The sequence below is a fragment of the Streptococcus oralis subsp. oralis genome (genome assembly GCF_002096495.1).
GTDB classification, from domain to species: Bacteria; Bacillota; Bacilli; order Lactobacillales; family Streptococcaceae; genus Streptococcus; species Streptococcus oralis_CU.
Window position 1 is genome coordinate 317,118 of the sequence record NZ_NCUO01000011.1, and the last position, 20,584, is coordinate 337,701.

General features: G+C 41.1%; 13 protein-coding genes. 12 read left to right on the forward strand and 1 reads right to left on the reverse strand.

The window, feature by feature from the left end:
• The first annotated feature begins 3 nt into the window (after positions 1-3).
• The 10 genes from B7717_RS05120 (at position 4) to rfbB (ending at position 10,563) form a co-directional block, all read left to right on the forward strand.
• Positions 4-1,161 carry a glycosyltransferase family 4 protein gene (locus tag B7717_RS05120; protein WP_000822224.1) on the forward strand — a complete coding sequence of 386 codons (1,158 nt, stop codon included), beginning with the start codon at positions 4-6 and terminating at the stop codon, positions 1,159-1,161.
• Positions 1,162-1,163: 2 nt separating this feature from the next.
• Positions 1,164-2,162, forward strand: coding sequence for a Stealth CR1 domain-containing protein (locus B7717_RS05125; RefSeq protein WP_001033091.1), 999 nt, complete (start codon positions 1,164-1,166; stop codon positions 2,160-2,162).
• A gap of 34 nt (positions 2,163-2,196) precedes the next feature.
• Positions 2,197-3,162 (forward strand): glycosyltransferase family 2 protein, encoded by a 966-nt coding sequence (locus tag B7717_RS05130; RefSeq protein WP_084944312.1) that lies wholly within the window; start codon positions 2,197-2,199, stop codon positions 3,160-3,162.
• A gap of 38 nt (positions 3,163-3,200) precedes the next feature.
• The gene (locus B7717_RS05135) at positions 3,201-4,361 is read left to right on the forward strand and encodes a hypothetical protein (RefSeq protein ID WP_000915512.1); all 1,161 of its coding nucleotides are present in this window, start codon (positions 3,201-3,203) and stop codon (positions 4,359-4,361) included.
• Positions 4,358-5,770, forward strand: a complete 1,413-nt coding sequence (locus tag B7717_RS05140; protein WP_084944313.1) for a flippase — start codon at positions 4,358-4,360, stop codon at positions 5,768-5,770. Before B7717_RS05135 ends, B7717_RS05140 begins: the two co-directional genes overlap by 4 nt.
• Before the next feature lie 9 nt (positions 5,771-5,779).
• Positions 5,780-6,883 carry a UDP-galactopyranose mutase gene (glf, locus tag B7717_RS05145; protein WP_084944314.1) on the forward strand — a complete coding sequence of 368 codons (1,104 nt, stop codon included), beginning with the start codon at positions 5,780-5,782 and terminating at the stop codon, positions 6,881-6,883.
• 27 nt (positions 6,884-6,910) lie between these two features.
• Positions 6,911-7,963 (forward strand): hypothetical protein, encoded by a 1,053-nt coding sequence (locus B7717_RS05150; protein WP_000878650.1) that lies wholly within the window; start codon positions 6,911-6,913, stop codon positions 7,961-7,963.
• A gap of 71 nt (positions 7,964-8,034) precedes the next feature.
• A complete protein-coding gene (gene rfbA, locus B7717_RS05155; protein ID WP_084944315.1) occupies positions 8,035-8,904 on the forward strand; it encodes a glucose-1-phosphate thymidylyltransferase RfbA in 870 nt (289 codons plus the stop codon).
• The gene (locus B7717_RS05160) at positions 8,905-9,498 is read left to right on the forward strand and encodes a dTDP-4-dehydrorhamnose 3,5-epimerase family protein (protein WP_084944316.1); all 594 of its coding nucleotides are present in this window, start codon (positions 8,905-8,907) and stop codon (positions 9,496-9,498) included.
• An 18-nt stretch (positions 9,499-9,516) separates the two neighbouring features.
• Positions 9,517-10,563 (forward strand): dTDP-glucose 4,6-dehydratase, encoded by a 1,047-nt coding sequence (gene rfbB / locus B7717_RS05165; RefSeq protein WP_084880423.1) that lies wholly within the window; start codon positions 9,517-9,519, stop codon positions 10,561-10,563.
• Positions 10,564-10,623: 60 nt separating this feature from the next.
• On the opposite strand, the gene rfbD is transcribed toward rfbB, so the two are convergent.
• Positions 10,624-11,478 (reverse strand): dTDP-4-dehydrorhamnose reductase, encoded by an 855-nt coding sequence (gene rfbD / locus B7717_RS05170; RefSeq protein ID WP_084880425.1) that lies wholly within the window; start codon positions 11,476-11,478, stop codon positions 10,624-10,626.
• 237 nt (positions 11,479-11,715) lie between these two features.
• Between rfbD and B7717_RS05175 the strand changes: the two genes are divergently transcribed.
• Together B7717_RS05175 and B7717_RS05180 are read left to right on the forward strand one after the other, a co-directional pair.
• Complete coding sequence (locus tag B7717_RS05175; RefSeq protein WP_084944317.1) at positions 11,716-13,698, forward strand: peptide ABC transporter substrate-binding protein; 1,983 nt, start codon at positions 11,716-11,718, stop codon at positions 13,696-13,698.
• Between the two features lie 323 nt (positions 13,699-14,021).
• On the forward strand, positions 14,022-20,444 hold the full coding sequence (locus B7717_RS05180) for a SpGH101 family endo-alpha-N-acetylgalactosaminidase (RefSeq protein ID WP_084944318.1): 6,423 nt from the start codon (positions 14,022-14,024) through the stop codon (positions 20,442-20,444).
• Positions 20,445-20,584: the final 140 nt, after the last annotated feature.

Sequence of the window (20,584 nt, forward strand, 5' to 3'; positions counted from 1 at the left end):
GGAATGAAACGGATTTTATACTTGCATGCTGGTGCAGAAATGTATGGAGCAGATAAGGTTTTATTGGAATTGATCAAAGGATTGGATTCCAAAGAATTTGAAGCTCACGTCATCTTGCCAAATGACGGTGTTTTAGTCGAGGCTTTGCGCCAAGTTGGAGCTAAGGTCAGCGTGTTGGATTATCCGATTTTACGTAGAAAATACTTTAATCCTAAAGGCATTGCTGACTATATTCGCTCTTATAATTTCTATGCTAAGCAAATCGCCCTCTATGCTCGAGAACACAGTATAGATATGGTTCACAATAATACAGCGGCTGTTTTGGAGGGCATCTATTTGAAACGCAAGCTCAAGCTGCCTTTGATTTGGCATGTTCATGAGATTATCGTCAAACCCAAAGCTATTTCTGACTTTATCAATATGCTCATGGGACGATATGCAGACAAGATTGTGACGGTGTCCCAAGCGGTCGCTAATCATATCAAACAGTCTCCCTTTATCAAAGATAGCCAAGTGGAAGTGATTTATAACGGTGTCGATAATGCTGTCTATTATCCAATGGATGCGTCTTCTATTCGTGAAAAATTTGACATTGCGCAAGATGCACTTGTGATTGGCATGATTGGTCGGGTCAATGCTATAAAAGGACAAAATGATTTCATAGAAGCAGTCGAGCCACTTTTGGAAAAGAATGAGCAAGCGGTGGCTTTCCTAGCTGGAGGTGTTTTTCCTGGTGAAGAATGGCGTTTAGAAGAACTAGATAAGAGAATAGCTTCTTCATCTGTTGTATCACAAATTCATCGTATTGATTACTACGATAAGACTTCTGAACTTTATAATATGTTTGATATCTTTGTCTTACCAAGTATAAAACCTGATTCCCTACCTACAGTAGTCCTAGAAGCCATGGCTTGTTCAAAACCAGTTGTTGGTTATAACAATGGGGGAATAGCTGAAATGGTAGTAGATGACAAAAGTGGTTGCTTAGTCAAACCAAATCGTCCTCAAGAACTTTCTAATGCCATTTCTCTCTTACTAGATAGTTCTGAAAAAAGAGAAAAATTTGGGCGAGTAGGATATCAGAGACAAAAAGAGCTGTTTTCTTTGGAGAGTTACATTAAGAACTTTTCGGAGTTGTATAAAACAGATAGAAAAGATTAGTTATGAATAAAATAGATTTTGTTGTTACTTGGGTTGATGGGAATGATCCTGTGTGGCAAGAAAAAAAATCAAGCTATGATGGCTCGGTTAATACTTCTAAACAGAGTATGAATTCAGTCAAGGCTTACCGAGAATGGGGGACCTTTAAATATTGGTTTAGAGGAGTTGAAAAATTTGCTCCTTGGGTCAATAAGGTCTACCTCGTGACCGACCAGCAAAAGCCAAGCTGGTTAGATATAAATAGTGAAAAATTGGTGTTGGTAGATCATACAGAGATTATCTGTAATGACTACCTGCCAGTTTTTTCTGCCAATCCTATCGAAAGTAACATCCATCGAATCCCTGGTCTCTCAGAGCATTTTGTTTTTTTTAATGACGATATGTATTTGACAGCTCCAGTCGAGCCGACAGATTTTTTCTCAGAGGATGGTTTACCTAAATATAATACGGCTCTTTCACCGATTATTCCTGAGCGATATGGAACGGGGAATTTTCAGATAAATGACATGGAGATTGTCACTAGCTATTTCAGTCGAAATGAAATTTTGAAGAATGGCCAATTCTTTGATCCAAAGCAGGGATTAAAAAGTATCGTTAAGTCGCTACTATACAGAAATAGTCAGTTTATCTGTGGTTTCTGGGAGAGTCATCTGCCCTATCCTCTACTAAGATCAACGATGAACTTGGTATGGGAAAAGGAAAAAGCTGTCTTGGAAAGAACCTCTGCTAGTCGCTTTAGAAATCCTTCTGATACCAATGTTTGGCTCTTTAAGTATTGGCAGATTGCCAGTGGTAAATACGCTATCGGAAATCCTAAGTTGGGAGGACTCTTTTCTTTGGATAATGCCGGACCAGATTTTTGGAAGATACTAAATTCTGGCAAATACCAAATTATGTGTATCAATGATGGATTTAACATTCAAGACGAGGAGCAGGTGATGACAGACTTTATCAAGGCTATGGATCAACTGCTTCCAGATAGAAGCTCATTTGAGATTTAAACTGTAAAACTAAGTAAGAGAAAGAAAAGAAAATATGATTTCGGTAATTGTGCCTGTTTATAATGTGGAGGACTACCTTCATTATGCCATGGAGAGTTTGGAACATCAGACTTACAAGGATATGGAAGTCCTCTTGATTGATGACGGCTCGAGTGATGGCTCAGGACACTTGTGTGACCAGTATGCCCAGCAATATGATTGGGTGACTAGCTACCATAAGGTCAATGGTGGCTTGTCTGATGCTCGGAACTATGGGGTCTTGAAAGCCAAGGGCGACTGGATTACTTTCCTAGATCCAGACGACTATTTGGAACCTTGCGCCTTGGAATTGCTAGCAGAGCTACAAGATCGTACCCAAGCAGATATGGTTAGTGGTAAAGTAGAGCCGACAGCTCACTATCATCGTTATCAGAACTTCCACTTGGATCAGCTTGATCTAGATCAAGTTAAGGTTTATGACAAGGCAAAGGCTCTGACTGAGATGCTCTACGGAGACCTTGTAACGGTCTCTGCTTGTGGGAAACTCTATCGGAAAGAACTTCTTGAGAAAGCTCCCTTCCCCAAGGGGCGCATCTACGAAGACCTCTATGTGATCAGTGAGCAACTCAACCAAGCCCAATCCGTGGCTTTGTACCATCTTCCGATTTACCATTATTACCATAGACCTGGTAGCATTACTGCCTCGGCTTTCACGCCAAAACAATACGAGTTTTACGAAGCAATTGATCATTTAAAAGAGGTTGTGAATGCAACCTATCCTGAGAGTTCAGAACTCCAAGAAGCCATCATTTCACGCTTCTTTACAGGAAGTCTTCTTATCTTTACGATGATTAAGGATGGGGATTCGGTAGAATTCAAGAGACTTCAGGAGAAAACCAGGCCTTATTTGCCTCTTGTCTTGAAGAATGCTAGAGTTAGCAAGAAACGTAGGATCCTCTATGTTTTAGTTACTAAGTATCCGCGACTCTATTATCAATTTAAAAAGTTAAAAAAATCCTAAGTAAGAGTTAGGGATGAAAGAAGAAAAGGAAAAAGAAAATGTTAAAGTTAGAACGTGATAAATTGCTAATTGCAGCAGTTTTAATAGTGGTTGTCTCCATAGATATGATCAATACGTCTATGTTAGCTCCTGTTTTACCTAATATTCCTAATGTAGTTCCTTTTTTTGCGGTCCTGTTACTTGCTATGCGATTTGCTTATATTCATCACTACTCTATAAGCTATCTCATCTTTGCACCAATTCTTCTTTTTGCTGGGGGCATGGTTTACTATAAGACTGGGAACCTTAATGCATTGATGTATATGTTTCTGCTTGTCTTTCTTTACAAGGCTGAGATGGAAAGTGTACTTAAAATATACTCTGTTGTAGCCTTGTTTTTTATTGTATTGATAGTGTTCTTGGCTGTGATTGGTGCTATTCCAAACTTGCAATTTGTCCAATCACGATCTGCGGGAGTCGTTGTTCGAAATTCATTTGGCTTTATTTATCCAACTGATTTTGCTTCTCACTGTTTTTATCTATATACAGCTATATCGTATATCTTTAGAAAGAAATTCATTGTTTTACGGACTGCCTTAGGATTTGGTCTGGCTTATTTCATTATTCGATATTGCGATGCGAGGCTTAATGCCGCTTCTATTACTGTAATGGCGCTCATTTTTCTGTACTTTTATTTCCGAAATGATAAACAGCGACGGCTTTTTGCTTTACTTCCTTTATCGGCTGGTATAGCGTCTTCAGTAATGATTTATCTCTCTTCTAAATTTACCTGGTCTCATCCAATGTATGTGGCTCTAAACAATTTTTTTAGTATGAGATTACACCTAGGACATGAGGCACTAAAAAAATATGCAGTGCAGTGGTTTGGGATTCGGGGCATATCATTTGTCGGTTATGGGGGGCGTACAGAATCCGTTTTGAGCTACGACTATGTAGACTCTTCCTACGTTCAGATGCTCTTTACCTATGGGATGATTCCAGTTCTCTTATTGGTCGTGTTATACATAGTTAGGTCTTGGTCACTTTATCGCAAAAAGAATTATTTGCTATTGACGGCCTTATCCTTAATAGCAGTCAACTGTATGTTTGAGGCCTTCTGGGTTCGCCCGTCTTATAATATTTTTATGTTTACTCTATTTGCAACCTTGCCAGTTATTGAATTTGAATCGAAGAAATCTACAACGAGGAACTCCTTGTGAAAGTATTAAAAAATTATTTATATAATCTTTCTTATCAGCTGTTAGTAATCGTTTTACCAGTCATTACTACACCCTATATTACTCGGGTTTTCTCATCCAATGACTTAGGTTCCTATGGGTACTACAACTCAATAGTAACTTACTTTATACTCTTAGCGACACTTGGGGTGGCCAATTATGGGACAAAGGAAATTTCCGGCCATCGTAAGGAAGTCGAAAAGACCTTCTGGGGTATTTACAGTTTACAAGTCCTTTCAACCTGTTTAGCGGTTACGCTTTATATAGTTGTCTGCTTGCTTGTGCCGTCGATGAACAATCCAATTGCTTATATACTTGGCTTTAGTTTGCTGTCTCGTGGTTTTGATATTTCTTGGCTTTTTCAAGGGTTAGAAGATTTCAAAAAAATCACAGCTCGTAACACAATGGTCAAACTTCTAGGTGTTGTTTCGATATTCCTATTTGTTAAGAAACCATCCGACTTGTACTTGTATATCATCCTCTTGGTTGCCTATGATCTACTAGGTCAGTTGAGTATGTGGCTTCCTGCTCGGGAGCACATTCGCAAGCCGCATTTGGATATAGCCTATGCCAAAGAGCATATTAAACCAGTCATTCTCTTGTTTCTGCCACAGATTGCCATTTCACTCTACATCACGCTAGATCGCACCATGTTGGGTGCCTTGTCTTCGACCAAGGATGTCGGGATCTATGATCAAGCCTTGAAATTATTGAATATTTTGTTGACCTTGGTAACTTCGCTAGGTAGTGTCATGTTGCCTCGGGTCTCCAATCTCCTCTCATCAGGCAATCAAAAGGCGGTTAACAAGTTACATGAAATGTCTTTCTTAGTGTATAACTTGGTTATCTTCCCGATGATTGCGGGGATTTTGATTGTTAACAAAGATTTTGTTAATTTTTTCCTGGGGCAAGACTTCCAAGATGCTCGCTATGCGATTGCCATCATGGCCTTTAGAATGTTCTTTATTGGCTGGACCAATATCATGGGAATTCAAATCTTGATTCCTCACAATAAGAATCGTGAATTTATGCTATCAACAACTATTCCAGCTGTTTTTAGTGTGGGCTTGAATCTCCTCTTAATCCCGCCTCTGGGCTATATTGGAGCTTCAATTGTATCTGTTGCGACTGAAGGTTTGGTCTGGCTGATTCAACTCTACTTTACACGTTCGTATCTAAAAGAGGTCAAGATTCTACCATCCATGCTAAAAATACTTCTAGCAGCACTACTGATGTACGGCGCCCTGTATTCTGCACAAGCTTTCATGCACTTCTCGTCTGTTGTGAATGTCTTGATCTATGCTGTACTTGGTTTCCTAGTCTATGGTGGCTTGATTTTGCTCTTACGTGTCTTGGATTTTCAAGAACTAAAAAGTGTTTTAAAGAAATAAGGAGATTTTATGTACGATTATTTGATTGTCGGTGCTGGCTTGTCAGGTGCAATCTTTGCCTACGAAGCTAACAAACGTGGCAAGAAGGTGAAGGTGATTGATAAACGAGAACACATTGGTGGGAATATCTATTGCCAATCTGTTGAAGGAATCAATGTCCACAAGTATGGAGCTCATATCTTCCATACATCTAATAAAAAGGTATGGGAATATGTCAATCAGTTTGCGGAGTTTAACAATTACATCAATTCTCCTATTGCCAACTACCAAGGACATCTTTACAATCTGCCTTTCAATATGAACACTTTCTATGCTTTGTGGGGGACAAAGACACCCCAAGAAGTCAAGGACAAAATTGCTGAGCAGACGACGCACATGCAAGATGTTGAGCCAAAAAACTTAGAGGAACAAGCCATTAAGTTGATTGGTATGGATGTCTATGAAAAGCTAATCAAGGGCTACACCGAAAAGCAATGGGGGCGTTCTGCTACTGAACTACCACCCTTTATCATCAAGCGTTTACCTGTTCGATTGACCTATGATAACAATTATTTCAATGACCGTTACCAAGGGATTCCAATTGGTGGTTACAATGTCATCATCGAAAAGTTGTTGGAAGGAATCGAAGTAGAGCTTAATACAGATTTCTTTGCTGATCGGGAGAACTTGGAGGCTTCAGCAACTAAGATTGTCTTCACAGGAATGATTGATCAGTTCTTTGACTATAAGTTTGGTGAACTAGAGTATCGTAGTCTCCGTTTTGAGCATGAGATTTTGGACCAAGAAAATCATCAAGGAAATGCTGTAGTCAACTATACTGAACGTGATATTCCTTATACGCGTATCATCGAACACAAACATTTTGAGTTTGGGACTCAGGACAAGACGGTTATTACTCGAGAATATCCAGCAGATTGGAAAAGAGGAGATGAACCTTACTATCCAATCAATGATGCCAAAAACAATGCTATTTATGAGCAGTACCTAGCAGAAGCTGAGAAAAATGGCCACGTTATCTTCTGTGGTCGCTTGGCAGATTATAAATACTATGATATGCATGTGACTGTTGAACGTGCATTGGATGTGGTAGAAAAAGAACTCGGGAGTATATAAAAACATCACGGATAAAGGGGAGAAAAGGTGAAATATTATCTGAAGGATTCATTTCTGCATAATGCACATGAAAAGAATGCAGGGAGTAAGGCGCGAAATGACGTGGAAGCTATTCTAATCTCAGAGGGTTATGAGGGGTTGGAGCTCAAGGTTGAGAATTGGTATAAGATGAATTTCTTTAAAGCTCAACAACACAAATATCGTGCGACCAAGTCTGTGTTTGATCAGTTGGGAGCCGGAGATGAATTGGTGATTCAGTTCCCTATTATCCACCATACATTTTTCATCTCACAACTCATTAAGCAGGCGCAAAAAAGAGGAGCAAGATTCTATCTGTTGATCCATGATATTGAAACCTTGCGTCATGCAGCAGGTTCAGAAGTGAAATTTCGTCATAAAGTGCGCAATTACTTCCAGGAAAAGAAAGCTTTGATGTCAGTGGATAGCATTATCGTTCATAACGATATCATGAAGAAAGTTCTGGTAGGTCAAGGAGTGCCAGCAGATAAAATGGTTAGCTTGGAGATTTTTGACTATCTGATTCCAAACTTTGCTGAAAAATCAAATCTCCAAAAAGACCAGCCTATTATCGTAGCTGGAAATTTGAACCCTGCAAAGTCAGGTTATCTTTATAACTTGCCAGACCAGCCAGCCTATAACTTGTATGGAGTGGGCTATGATGAAAGTCGTGCATTGAAAAACACTAGCTACTTTGGTTCCTTTATGCCAGATGACCTCCCAGCTGCTCTTGAAGGTAGTTTTGGTTTGGTCTGGGACGGAGACAGCTCAGAAACCTGCCAAGGTTCTTACGGAAACTATCTACGCTTTAACAACTCGCACAAGGCCTCTCTTTATTTGGCTTCGGGCTTTCCTCTAGTGGTTTGGAAAGAGTCTGCCCTCGCGCATTTCGTTCTGGATAAAGAGTGTGGTCTAGCAGTTGATTCTCTACACGACCTCCAAAAAGTACTAGATGATTTGACACTTCAAGACTACAAGGAACTTTCAGAACAAGCTAGGAAAGTTGGAGCTGCTCTTCGAGATGGAGCCTATTTAAAAGCTGTATTATCCAAATTGAAGTAAATTCCGTAGGGAATTTGGGACAAGATGAAATATAATATAGGATAGGTAATTAGCCAGAAAGGAAACCTACTATGAAAGGTATTATTCTTGCGGGTGGTTCGGGAACGCGCCTGTACCCACTTACTCGAGCTGCGTCAAAACAGCTGATGCCGGTTTATGATAAACCCATGATTTACTATCCTTTGTCAACCTTGATGTTGGCTGGGATTAAGGACATTTTGATCATCTCAACACCACAGGATTTACCCCGTTTTAAGGACCTGCTCTTGGATGGCTCCGAATTTGGGATCAAGCTTTCCTATGCGGAACAGCCTAGTCCCGATGGACTTGCTCAGGCTTTTCTTATCGGTGAAGAATTTATCGGTGACGATAGTGTTGCATTGATTTTAGGCGATAATATCTATCATGGGCCTGGTTTGAGCAAAATGCTTCAAAAGGCAGCCAAGAAAGAGAAGGGTGCGACTGTTTTTGGCTACCAAGTGAAGGATCCAGAGCGTTTTGGTGTGGTCGAGTTTGATACAGACATGAATGCTATTTCTATAGAAGAAAAACCGGAGAATCCTCGCTCTAACTATGCAGTAACAGGTCTTTATTTCTATGACAATGACGTCGTGGAGATTGCCAAACAGATCAAACCGAGTGCTCGTGGCGAGTTGGAAATCACAGATGTTAACAATGCTTATTTGAAGCGTGGGGATTTGTCAGTTGAAGTTATGGGACGTGGTTTTGCCTGGTTGGATACTGGGACACACGAGAGCTTGTTAGAGGCTTCCCAATATATCGAAACGGTTCAACGAATGCAAAATCTCCAGGTTGCAAATCTGGAAGAAATTGCCTATCGAATGGGTTATATCAGCCATGAAGATGTACTGGAATTGGCGCAACCTCTTAAGAAGAATGAATACGGACAATACCTGCTCCGTTTGATTGGAGAAATCTAGATGACAGATAATTTTTTCGGCAAAACACTTGCAGTGCGTAAGATTGATGCCATTCCAGGTATGTTAGAGTTTGACATTCCAGTTCATGGAGACAATCGTGGCTGGTTTAAGGAAAATTTTCAGAAAGAAAAGATGCTACCGCTTGGTTTTCCTGAAAGCTTCTTTGCTGAAGGAAAACTGCAAAATAACGTCAGCTTTTCTCGTAAAAATGTTCTTCGAGGACTCCATGCTGAACCTTGGGACAAGTACATCTCAGTAGCAGATGGTGGCAATGTTCTGGGTTCTTGGGTTGACCTACGTGAAGGTGAGACTTTTGGAAATGTTTATCAGACCGAGATTGATGCAAGTAAGGGAATCTTTGTTCCTCGCGGCGTAGCCAATGGTTTCCAAGTCCTCTCGGATACAGTTTCTTATAGCTATCTGGTCAATGACTACTGGGCACTTGAACTCAAGCCTAAATATGCTTTTGTCAACTATGCAGACCCAACTTTGGGCATCCAGTGGGAAAACCTAGCAGAAGCAGAAGTTTCGGAAGCAGATAAACATCATCCACTGCTAAAGGATGTCAAACCACTAAGAAAAGAAGATTTGTAAAAAAGTTAAGGAATAAAAATGACTGAATACAAAAATATCATCGTGACAGGTGGGGCTGGTTTTATCGGTTCTAACTTTGTTCATTATGTCTATAACAACTTCCCAGATGTCCATGTGACAGTATTGGACAAGCTGACTTATGCAGGTAATCGTGCCAATATTGAAGAAATTTTAGGTGATCGTGTTGAGTTGGTTGTTGGAGATATTGCTGATGCAGTCTTGGTAGACAAGCTGGCAGCTGAAGCAGATGCCATCGTTCACTATGCGGCAGAAAGCCACAATGATAACTCGCTCAATGACCCGAGTCCATTTATCCACACCAACTTCATTGGGACTTACACTCTTTTGGAAGCTGCTCGTAAATACGACCTTCGTTTCCACCATGTGTCAACTGACGAAGTCTATGGGGATCTGCCTCTGCGTGAAGATTTGCCAGGTCATGGAGAAGGTCCAGGTGAGAAATTTACCGCTGAAACCAAGTACAATCCCAGCTCTCCTTACTCATCAACCAAGGCGGCTTCAGACTTGATTGTCAAAGCTTGGGTACGCTCGTTTGGTGTCAAAGCGACTATTTCCAACTGTTCAAACAACTATGGTCCTTACCAGCATATCGAGAAGTTCATTCCGCGCCAAATCACCAATATCTTGAGTGGTATCAAGCCAAAACTCTATGGTGAAGGTAAGAATGTCCGTGACTGGATCCATACCAATGACCATTCATCAGGTGTTTGGACGATTCTGACTAAAGGTCAAATCGGTGAAACCTACTTGATTGGTGCGGATGGTGAGAAGAACAATAAGGAAGTCCTAGAACTCATCCTCAAGGAAATGGGACAGCCAGCTGATGCTTATGATCATGTGACAGACCGTACGGGTCACGACCTTCGCTATGCTATCGATGCTAGCAAGCTCCGTGATGAATTAGGGTGGAAGCCAGAGTTTACCAACTTTGAAGCAGGTCTTAAAGAGACCATTAAGTGGTATACAGACAACCAAGAATGGTGGAAATCTGAAAAAGAAGCAGTCGAAGCCAACTATGCTAAGACACAACAAGTAATTAAGTAATCAGATACTAAAAAGCAAGAGAATTTAAAGCCTCTTGCTTTTTATGTATGTCGTAATCTTTTATTTTCTTACTTCTTGTTTATAAAATTCTTTAAGGGCATCTTGCCAGGTTGGAATGACGAAACCTGTGGCCTTCGCTTTGGCTAAACTCATGGTTGAGTTGAGGGGGCGTTTAGCCTTGGCAGGAAACTTGCTGGAGTCTACTGGAACTACTTCAACATCACTGTCTTTAAGAATCTCGACAGCGAAGTCATACCAAGTGGTATCTTCAGTGGAGTCATTTGATAAGTGGTAGTAGCCATACTCTTTTTGATTATCAGTCAGGTAGGTCATAAACTCAGCCAAGGTACGTGTCCAAGTTGGGCGGCCGTGTTGGTCGTTGACAACAGTGAGAGTTTTATGGGTTTTGGCAAGATTTTGCATGGTAAAGACAAAGTTTTTGCCATAATTTCCAAAGACCCAAGCAGTACGGATGATATAATGTTGTGACGTAAGGCTTTCAACAAGTTCCTCACCCATTCTCTTGGTACGTCCGTACTCTGTTTGCGGATCAGGTAGGTCATCGACTTCCCACTCTTGTCCGACGGGTTTCTTCCCATCAAAGACGTAGTCTGTTGAGATATAGACCAGAGTAGCTCCGTATTTCTCAGAGGCCTTGGCTACATTTTCAGTTCCAGTTACGTTGATGGCAAAATCCAGTTCTTTTCCCTCATCTTCTGCCGCATCAACAGCAGTATAAGCTGCACAATGATAGACCAGAGTTGGATTAACCTCGGCAAAGACTTTCTCAACCATCTCAGCATTAGTGATATCCATTTCGGCCACATCCACTGCAACATAGTCCACACTTCGTTCATCTAGTAAATAACGTAGTTCGGTACCGAGTTGACCATTTGCACCTGTAATTAATATCATTGTCTTCTCCTTAACTTTTCTTCTATCTAATCATAGCAAAAAAATGATAAAAAATCTGATTTTCGGTCCTTGTTTTGCTGGTTTAAGATATAAAAATATAGTATTAGAGAATAATAATTTTATAATAGAAAACTTATTTTTCAGAATTTACCAAAGTAATTCAAAAATTCTGAAAATTTTATTGACATGTTTCTGAAAAGGGACTATAATGGGGTGAAAGTTTTAAAGGAGAAAACAATGAAAAGTTCAAAACTACTTGCCCTTGCGGGTGTGACGTTATTGGCAGCTGCAACTCTTGCGGCCTGCTCTGGATCAAGTTCAAATGCTAAAGGTGAGAAAACATTCTCATACATTTACGAAACGGATCCTGATAACCTAAACTATTTGACAACTGGTAAGGCAGCTACAGCAAATATTACTAGTAACGTTATCGATGGCTTACTTGAAAATGACCGCTATGGGAACTTTGTACCATCTATGGCTGAGGATTGGTCTGTATCTAAGGATGGATTGACTTACACGTATACACTCCGAAAGGATGCAAAATGGTATACATCTGAAGGTGAGGAGTATGCAGAAGTTAAAGCTCAAGACTTTGTAACTGGTCTTAAGTATGCTGCTGATAAGAAATCAGATGGTCTTTACCTGGTTCAGGAATCTATCAAGGGATTGGATGCTTACGTCAAAGGAGAAATTACAGATTTTTCTCAAGTAGGAATCAAAGCTCTTGATGATTATACCGTTCAATACACATTGAACAAGCCAGAAAGTTTCTGGAATTCTAAGACAACAATGGGTGTTCTGGCTCCTGTTAATGAAGAATTTTTGAACTCTAAAGGGGATGACTTTGCTAAAGGTACGGACCCAAGCAGCATTCTCTATAATGGACCATTCTTACTCAAATCAATCGTAGCCAAATCATCAGTCGAGTTCGAAAAGAATCCAAACTATTGGGACAAAGACAATGTCCATCTTGATAAAGTGAAATTATCCTTCTGGGATGGTCAAGATACTAATAAGCCAACTGAAGCTTTCAAAGACGGTAGCTTTACAATGGCTCGTCTCTTCCCAACAAGTGCTAGTTACTCAGAGACTGAAAAAACATTCAAAGACAATATCGTTTATACCCAACAAGATTCTACTACTTATTTAGTAGGCACAAATATCGATCGCCAGTCTTATAAGTACACTTCTAAGCCAACAGATGAGGAAAAAGCATCAACCAAGAAGGCCCTTTTGAATAAGGACTTCCGTCAAGCTATTGCATTTGGTTTTGATAGAACAGCCTACGCTTCTCAAGTAAATGGTGCAAGCGGGGCTACTAAACTGCTTCGTAACTTATTTGTTCCTCCTACATTTGTACAGGCAGATGGGAAAAACTTTGGGGAATTAGTTAAAGAAAAATTGGTGACCTATGGAGATGAGTGGAGCAACGTAAACTTGGATGATGCCCAAGATGGACTCTACAATCCTGACAAAGCCAAAGCAGAATTCGCTAAAGCTAAGGCGGCCCTTCAAGCGGAAGGTGTGAAATTCCCAATCCACTTGGATATGCCTGTAGATCAAACCAATACAACAAAAGTTCAACGTGTTCAATCTTTTAAACAGTCAGTTGAAGAAAATCTAGGATCAGATAATGTGGTTATCGATATCCAACAGCTTCAAAAAGATGATGTTCAAAACATTACCTACTTCGCTGAAACTGCGGCTGGAGAAGACTGGGATATCTCAGATAACGTGGGTTGGTCTCCAGACTATATCGATCCATCTACTTATCTTGATATTATCAAGCCTTCTGTAGGAGAAAACACGAAAACATATCTAGGATTTGATTCTGGGACAAACAACGCTGCCGCTAAGCAAGTTGGTTTAGAAGATTACGAAAAAATGGTTGTGGAAGCTGGTGAAGAAACCACTGATGTTTCAAAACGTTATGAGAAATATGCTGCTGCCCAAGCTTGGTTGACAGACAGTGCCTTGCTCATCCCAACAACTTCTCAAACTGGTCGTCCAATGTTGTCTAAGATGGTGCCATTTACACTTCCATTTGCATACTCTGGTAACAAGGGTATGAGTGAAGCCCTTTTGTACAAATATCTAGAAGTACAAGATAAGGCAGTGACAACAGACGAATACCAAAAGGCTCAAGAAAAATGGTTGAAAGAAAAAGAAGAGTCAAATAAAAAGGCCCAAGAAGAACTCGCAAACCATGTGAAATAACTTTAAAAAAGTGAAGGATTTAGCCATCGACATGATGGTTAAGTCCTTTTTTATCTTGGTATAAGTCCCTGAATGATTAGAGATAGGATTTTTTTATAGCTGTAAAGCGATTCTTAAAATTCTGAGCGTTAGAACTGTTCAGAAAAGAGAAAATTTTAGTGAATTTTACCTATTTCCTATTGCTTTCTGCCTTTTTATTTGTTATATTAAAAGTACAATTAATTTTTATTTATAACAGTTAAGCAGAGCACTTTCAGAGAAAGGAGTATTTTTTAAAAAAGAAATGTAAACGCTTACTGGAAAATGAAAGGATTTAGGAGTTCATGGATAAACGATTTTTTGAAAAACGCTGTAAGTTCAGTATTCGTAAGTTTACGCTTGGAGTAGCTTCGGTGATGATTGGAGCGACTTTCTTCGCAGCTAGCCCAGTATTAGCTGATCAAGCAAGAGTTGGTTCAACAGATAATTTGCCGAGTGAACTAGCTGATTTGGATAAGAAGGCTAGTGATGAGGGGCACGATTTTGACAAGGAAGCTGCCGCTCAGAATCCTGGTTCAGCTGAAACTACTGAAGGCCCACAAACAGAAGAAGAGTTGTTGGCTCAAGAAAAAGAAAAGTCTGAAAAGTCAAGCAATCTGCCAAAAGAATTAGAAGATAAGTTGGAGAAAGCCGAAGACAATGGGCGCGAAGTTGACAAGGATCAATTGGCCCAAGATACAGGGAAGCTCGTCCCAGAAGATGTGGCTAAGACTACCAATGGGGAATTAAACTATGGCGCGACTGTTAAGATTAAGACGCCATCAGGAGAAGGTAGCGGTATTGTCGTTGCAAAAGACCTTGTCTTGACGGTTTCTCATAACTTTATCAAGGACAGCCAAGATGGCAATATCCGTAAGGTTGTGGATAATGACCAAGGGGATGGAGATATCTATAGCATCTCTTATCCAGGATTGCCAGATGTCAAGTTTAGTAAGAAAGATATCATTCATTGGGATCGTGAAGGCTACCTGAAGGGCTTCAAAAATGATTTGGCCCTTGTGAGATTGCGTACAGTTCTAGAAAATACGCCTGTTGAAGTAACTAAAAAGCCAGTTGTTAAGAAAATTGGAGATAAACTCCATGTCTTTGGTTATCCAGAAGGGAAATTGAATCCGATTGTCAATACTACAGTTGATTTTGCGGAACCATACGGAGAAGGTGTCCAAGGGATTGGTTACCAAGGAGGAAAACCGGGTGCTAGTGGCGGCGGTATCTTTGATACAGAAGGCAAACTAGTCGGTGTACACCAAAATGGTGTAGTTGGAAAACGGAGCGGAGGCATTCTCTTCTCACCAGCTCAACTAAAATGGATTCAAGACCACATGCAGGGAATTTCAAGTGTGAAACCAGCAGACTTGGAAGAGAAAGAAAAACCGGCTGAAGAAAAACCAAAAGAGAATAAACCTGCAACTGCGAAACCTGAAACACCTAAGACAGTAACTCCTGAATGGCAAACAGTAGCGAATAAAGAGCAACAAGGAACCGTCACTATTCGTGAAGAAAAAGGTGTTCGCTACAATCAATTGTCTTCAACTGCACAGAACGACAATGGCGATAAACCAGCCTTGTTTGAAAAACAAGGATTGACAGTTGATGCTAATGGAAATGCGACTGTTGATTTAACCTTCAAAGATGATTCTGAAAAAGGCAAATCACGCTTTGGTGTCTTCTTGAAATTTAAAGATACCAAGAACAATGTTTTTGTTGGTTATGACAAGGACGGCTGGTTCTGGGAGTATAAATCTCCAACCGATAGCACCTGGTATAAGGGGGGACGTGTAGCAGCGCCTGAGACAGGATCAATTAACCACCTATCAATTAACCTCAAGTCAGATGGACAACTCAATGCAACGAATAATGATGAGAAACTCTTTGATACGGTCACTTTGCCAGCAGCTGTTAATGAAACTCTCAAAAATGAGAAGAAAATCGTCCTAAAAGCTGGTTCCTATAGCAATGACCGTACGGTTGTCAGCGTTAAAACAGACAATCAAGAAGGTGTAAAAGCGGATGATACTCCTGCCCAGAAAGAAACAGGTCCGGCTGTTGATGATAGCAAGGTGACTTATGATACGATCCAGTCTAAGGTCCTCAAGGCAGTGATTGACCAAGCCTTTCCACGCGTGAAAGAATATACTTTGAATGGGCATACTTTGCCAGGACAGGTGCAACAGTTCAATCAAGTCTTTATCAATAACCACCGAATCACCCCTGAAGTTACTTATAAGAAAATCAATGAGACAACAGCAGAGTATTTGATGAAGCTTCGCGATGATGCTCACTTAATCAATGCGGAAATGACAGTACGCTTGCAAGTTGTGGATAATCAATTACACTTTGATGTGACCAAGATTGTCAACCACAATCAAGTTACTCCAGGTCAAAAGATTGATGACGAAAGAAAATTGCTTTCAACTATTAGTTTCCTTGGTAATGCTTTGGTCTCTGTTTCGAGTGATCAAGCTGGTGCTAAGTTTGATGGGGCAACCATGTCAAACAATACCCATGTCAGCGGGGATGATCATATCGATGTAACCAATCCAATGAAAGATTTGGCTAAGGGTTACATGTATGGATTTGTTTCTACAGATAAGCTTGCTGCAGGTGTTTGGAGCAATTCTCAAAACAGCTATGGTGGTGGTTCGAATGACTGGACTCGTTTGACAGCCTATAAAGAAACAGTTGGAAATGCCAACTATGTCGGAATTCACAGCTCTGAATGGCAATGGGAAAAGGCTTATAAGGGCATTGTCTTCCCAGAATACACCAAGGAACTTCCAAGTGCCAAGGTTGTTATCACCGAAGATGCCAATGCTGACAACAAAGTCGACTGGCAAGATGGTGCCATTGCTTATCGTAGCATCATGAACAACCCTCAAGGTTGGGAAAAAGTTAAGGATATCACTGCTTACCGTATCGCGATGAACTTTGGCTCACAAGCCCAAAACCCATTCCTTATGACCTTGGATGGTATCAAGAAAATCAATCTCCACACAGATGGTCTTGGGCAAGGTGTTCTCCTTAAAGGTTATGGTAGTGAAGGTCATGACTCTGGACACTTGAACTATGCTGATATTGGTAAACGTATTGGTGGTGTTGAAGACTTCAAGACCTTGATCGAAAAAGCGAAGAAATATGGAGCTCATCTTGGTATCCACGTGAACGCTTCTGAGACTTATCCTGAGTCTAAATACTTTAATGAAAATATTCTTCGTAAGAATCCAGATGGAAGCTACAGCTACGGATGGAACTGGCTAGACCAAGGTATCAACATCGATGCTGCTTATGACTTGGCGCATGGACGCTTGGCTCGCTGGGAAGACTTGAAGAAAAAACTGGGTGAAGGTCTCGACTTTATCTATGTGGACGTATGGGGCAATGGTCAATCAGGTGATAACGGTGCCTGGGCTACCCACGTTCTTGCTAAAGAAATCAACAAACAAGGCTGGCGCTTTGCGATTGAGTGGGGTCATGGTGGTGAATACGACTCTACCTTCCAACACTGGGCAGCTGACTTGACCTATGGTGGCTACACTAATAAAGGTATCAACAGTGCCATCACACGCTTTATCCGCAACCACCAAAAAGATTCATGGGTTGGGGACTACAGAAGTTACGGTGGTGCAGCCAACTACCCACTTCTAGGTGGCTACAGCATGAAAGACTTTGAAGGCTGGCAAGGAAGAAGCGACTACAATGGCTATGTAACCAACTTATTTGCCCATGATGTCATGACTAAGTACTTCCAACACTTCACTGTAAGTAAATGGGAAAATGGTACACCAGTTACCATGACCGATAATGGTAGCACCTATAAATGGACTCCAGAAATGAAGGTTGAGCTAGTCGATGCAGCAGGTAACAAGGTTGTTGTGACTCGTAAGTCAAATGATGTCAATAGCCCACAATACCGTGAACGTACAGTAACGCTCAACGGACGTGTTATCCAAGATGGTTCAGCTTACTTGACTCCTTGGAACTGGGATGCAAATGGTAAGAAACTTCCTACTGATAAGGAAAAAATGTACTACTTCAATACGCAGGCCGGTGCAACAACTTGGACCCTTCCGAGCGATTGGGCAAAGAGCAAGGTTTACCTTTACAAGCTAACGGACCAAGGTAAGACAGAAGAGCAAGAACTAACTGTAACAGATGGTAAGATTACTCTAGACCTTCTAGCAAATCAACCATACGTTCTTTACCGTTCAAAACAAACCAATCCTGAAATGTCATGGAGCGAAGGCATGCATATCTATGACCAAGGATTTAACAGCGGAACCTTGAAACACTGGACTATTTCAGGAGATGCATCTAAAGCAGAAATCGTTAAGTCTCAAGGTGCAAACGATATGCTTCGTATCCAAGGCAATAAGAGCAAGGTAAGCCTTACTCAGAAACTGACTGGCTTGAAACCAAATACCAAGTATGCTGTTTATGTAGGTGTCGATAACCGTAGTAATGCTAAGGCAAGTATCACTGTGAATACTGGTGAAAAAGAAGTGACTACTTATACCAATAAGTCACTCGCTCTCAACTATATCAAAGCATATGCTCATAATAATCGTCGTGACAATGCTACAGTTGACAATACAAGTTACTTCCAAAATATGTACGCCTTCTTTACAACAGGATCGGACGTCTCAAATGTTACTCTGACTTTGAGTCGTGAAGCTGGTGATGAAGCAACTTACTTTGATGAAATTCGTACCTTTGAAAATAATTCAAGCATGTACGGAGAAAACCATGATACAGGTAAAGGCACCTTCAAACAAGACTTTGAAAATGTTGCTCAAGGAATCTTCCCATTTGTAGTGGGTGGTGTCGAAGGTGTCGAAGACAACCGGACTCACTTGTCTGAAAAACACGATCCATATACACAGCGTGGTTGGAACGGTAAGAAAGTCGATGATGTTATCGAAGGAAATTGGTCATTGAAGACAAATGGACTAGTGAGCCGTCGTAACTTGGTTTACCAAACTATTCCGCAAAACTTCCGCTTTGAGGCAGGTAAGACTTATCGTGTAACCTTTGAATACGAAGCAGGATCAGACAATACCTATGCCTTTGTAGTCGGTAAGGGAGAATTCCAGTCAGGTCGTCGTGGTAGTCAAGCAAGCAACTTGGAAATGCATGAATTGCCAAATACTTGGACAGATTCTAAGAAAGCTAAGAAGGCAACCTTCCTCGTGACAGGTGCAGAAACAGGCGATACTTGGGTAGGTATCTACTCAACTGGAAACGCAAGCAATACTCGTGGTGATTCTGGTGGAAATGCCAACTTCCGTGGTTACAACGATTTCATGATGGACAATCTTCACATCGAGGAAATTACCCTAACAGGTAAGATGTTGACAGAAAATGCTCTCAAGAACTACTTGCCAACTGTAGCCATGACCAACTATACGAAAGAGTCTATGGACGCTTTGAAAGAGGCGGTCTTTAACCTCAGTCAGGCAGATGATGACATTAGCGTGGAAGAGGCGCGTGCAGAGATTGCCAAGATTGAAGCTTTGAAGAATGCTTTGGTTCAGAAGAAGACAGCCTTGGTAGCAGAAGACTTTGAAAGTTTGGATGCGCCAGCTCAACCAGGTGAAGGTCTTGAGAATGCCTTTGATGGTAATGTATCTAGCCTATGGCATACATCTTGGAATGGAGGAGATGTAGGCAAGCCTGCAACCATGGTCTTGAAAGAACCAACTGAAATCACAGGCCTTCGTTATGTTCCACGTGCCTCTGATTCAAATGGAAACTTGCGTGATGTGAAACTGGTTGTCACAGATGAGTCTGGTAAGGAACATACCTTCACAGTGACAGATTGGCCAAATAACAACAAGCCAAAAGACATTGACTTTGGCAAGACAATCAAGGCTAAGAAAATCGTCCTTACTGGTACCAAGACTTACGGAGATGGTGGCGATAAATACCAATCTGCAGCGGAACTTATCTTTACTCGTCCGCAAGTAGCAGAGACTCCTCTTGACTTGTCAGGCTATGAAGCAGCTTTAGCTAAGGCGCAGAAATTGACAGACAAAGAAAACCAAGAGGAAGTGGCTGGAGTTCAGGCGAGCATGAAATATGCGACTGATAATCATCTCTTGACTGAAAGAATGGTGGCCTACTTCGCAGACTATCTCAACCAATTAAAAGATTCTGCTACGAAACCAGACGCTCCGACAAGTAGCAAGGGTGAAGAACAACCACCAGTTCTTGAAGTTCCTGAATATACAGGCCCTTACGGAACAGCTGGAGAAGAAGCGGCTGTTCATGACCTACCTGAGTTTAAGGGCGGTGTCAATGCGGCAGAAGCAGCTGTACATGAAGTCCCTGAGTTCAAGGGCGGCGTTAATGCAGTTCAAGCCTTGGTAAACGAATTACCAGAATACAAAGGTGGAGCCAATGCAGTTCTAGCAGCTGCAAATGAAGTCCCTGAGTTTAAGGGTGGCGTCAATGCGGTCCAAGCCTTGGTAAACGAGAAACCAGCCTACACAGGTGTATTGGCTACAGCTGGAGATCAAGCAGCTCCAACAGTTGAAAAACCTGAGTACCCGCTCACTCCAAGCCCAGTAGCTGATACCAAAGCTCTGGAAGATAAAGAAGAGAAACTTCCTGCCACAGGAGAACATGCTTCAGAAGTTGCTCTCTTCTTAGCAAGTGTGAGCATCGCTTTATCTGCTGCGGTTCTTGCGACAAAACGTAAAGAAGATTAATGAGATTTGGTTTTAGAAGTCCAAAAGAACTAGAATCAAATAGGATTAAACAGCCGGAGAGGACCTCTAGGTTCTCTCCTTTTTTCAAAGGAGAAATGATACCGCTTACTCATGTATGCGGATGAAAGGAATAGGAGAAA